The sequence below is a fragment of the Cupriavidus sp. 01L46 genome (assembly GCF_056399905.1).
This window is the reverse complement of sequence record NZ_JBFTSF010000532.1, coordinates 1-2,191: the sequence shown is the minus strand read 5'-3', so window position 1 is coordinate 2,191 and position 2,191 is coordinate 1. Positions and strand designations below refer to the sequence as shown.

Annotated in this window: 2 protein-coding genes and 1 pseudogene; all 3 read left to right on the top strand. The window is 68.2% G+C overall.

The features are described from left to right. A pseudogene (locus tag AC1DS3_RS37980) lies at positions 1–139 on the top strand (IS4 family transposase); the annotation flags it as partial. 199 nt (positions 140–338) lie between these two features. Beyond that, positions 339–1,325, top strand: coding sequence for an HlyD family secretion protein (locus AC1DS3_RS37975; RefSeq protein WP_441632073.1), 987 nt, complete (start codon positions 339–341; stop codon positions 1,323–1,325). A 4-nt stretch (positions 1,326–1,329) separates the two neighbouring features. Next, positions 1,330–2,191 (top strand): ATP-binding cassette domain-containing protein (locus AC1DS3_RS37970; protein WP_477129284.1); only part of this gene is annotated, 862 nt, incomplete at its 3' end.

The window sequence follows — 2,191 nt, the reverse complement described above, 5'->3', positions numbered from 1 at the left end:
GCCCGCCTGCCTGCAGCGCCTACGCGAGCGCCTAAAGTCGCTGCCCAATGTGAAACGACCCGGTCGCTCATGCGACCGGGTCGTCAAGTCCCGCCCTTCACGCTATGCCGTTCGCTTCCTCAATAGGGACCTTAACTGAACGGCATTACCCCTTCGGCACCAACTTGCGCTAGATCAAGTTCGCACCCCACCTCGCCGGATAGCATTCGAACCTACGCCGTCGCCCCGCGGATCAAGGTCTGTCTTTGTCGTCTCCCCTCCCCTTTGCCCGACACCCTGAAACCCCTGGAGCGCCCGGCGGCATTCCATCATTCAGCGCACAGGTGCACAGGTAGCCGATGAAACTCAAACCAAGCTGGGGTATAGCGGTATTGTTCGTTGCCGGCGCCATTGGCGCTGCCGCGTGGTGGCTTGGCAGCCAGCGCGATCCGTGGCCGGCTGATGTGGTCCACAGCAACGGGCGCATGGAGATCGGCCGCCTTGACGTGGCGGTGAAGTATCCGGGCCGCGTCATCGATCTGCCGGTTCGCGAGGGCGATGCCCTGGCTGCGGGCGCCGTGGTGGCCCGACAGGATGACGCCGAATTATTGACTCAACTCAGCCTTGCCACTGCAGCCCGCGAGCGTGCCGTGCAGGCGGCGTCGCGCGCGCAGGCGGAGATCGAGGGGCGCGCGAGCCGCCAGCGGCTGGCGCGGCTGGAGTTGACCGAGGCGGTCAAGCTCTACCAGGACCGCCAGATTTCTTCCGTGGAGCGCGATCGCCGGCAGCTTGGCCTGGATGGCGAGAGCGCGGGCGTGACCGGCGCGCGCGCGGCGCTTGGCGAGGCCAACGCAGCGATCGCAGAGGCCGATGCCCAGATTGCCCGCCTGAAGATCCTGCTGGATGAGGCAACCATCCGCGCGCCGGTGGCCGGGCGTGTGGAGTATCGCGTGATCGAGGTCGGCACGGTGCTGCCGGCGGGCGGCCGCGTGGTGTCGCTGCTGAACCTGGCCGATATGTATTTCACGGTGTTCCTGCCCGCGGGTGCTGCCGGCAAGCTGGCTATTGGCGACGAGGCGCGCATCGTGCTGGACGCAATGAAGGACGAACCGATCCCGGCCCGTGTCAGCTTTGTGGCCAGCGAGGCCCAGTTCACCCCCAAGTATGTCGAGACCGATGCCGAGCGCGCCAAGCTGATGTATCGCGTCAAGCTGCAGCTGGCGCCCGAGGTTGCCCAGCGTTACGCGGCCAAACTGAAAGCCGGCATGACGGGCGATGGCTTCGTGCGCCTGGATGCCAGGCAGTCCTGGCCCGCTGCGCTGACGCTGCCCCGGCAGCCGGCCTGACGCCATGCCAAGCCCGCACCCCAACGGTGCCACGGCCATCCGGATCGATGGCTTGTCGCACCGCTACGGCACCAGCGTGGCGCTGGACAATGTGTCGCTCACGCTGCCCGGCAATGCCACCATCGGCCTGATCGGCCCCGATGGCGTCGGTAAATCGACGCTGCTCGGCGTGATTGCCGGGGTCAAGCGTATCCAGCAGGGCCATGCCGCCGTGCTGGGCGCGGACTTGCGCGACCGGCAGGCGCGCGAGGCGCTGTTGCCGCGCGTGGCGTTCATGCCGCAGGGGCTGGGACRCAACCTGTACCCGACGCTGTCGGTCTACGAGAACGTGGACTTCTTTGCCCGGCTGTTTGGCCTGGGCGGCGCCGAGCGGCGCCAGCGCATCGAGCGCCTGCTGGCCGCCACCGGGCTGGCGCCCTTCCCCGACCGTCCGGCGGGCAAGCTCTCGGGCGGCATGAAGCAGAAGCTCGGCCTGTGCTGCGCGCTGGTCCACAACCCGGACCTGCTGATTCTCGACGAGCCCACCACGGGCGTGGACCCGCTGTCGCGGCGCCAGTTCTGGACCCTGGTGGAGGATCTGCGCGCCGAGCACAGCAATATGACGGTGATCGTCGCCACCGCGTATATCGAGGAGGCGCAGCGCTTCGAGCATCTGGTGGCCATGGATGCGGGCAAGGTGCTGGTGTGCGACCCTACCGCCGATGTGCTGGCGCGCGCGGGCACCGGCGACCTGGAGCAGGCCTATATTTCGCTGCTGCCGGCGGCCCGGCGCGGCGATGCCACGGGGCTGGTGATCCCGCCMCGCCCGCCGGATGGCGACAAACCCGCCATCGAGGCCGAGGGGCTGACGCGGCGCTTCGGTGCCT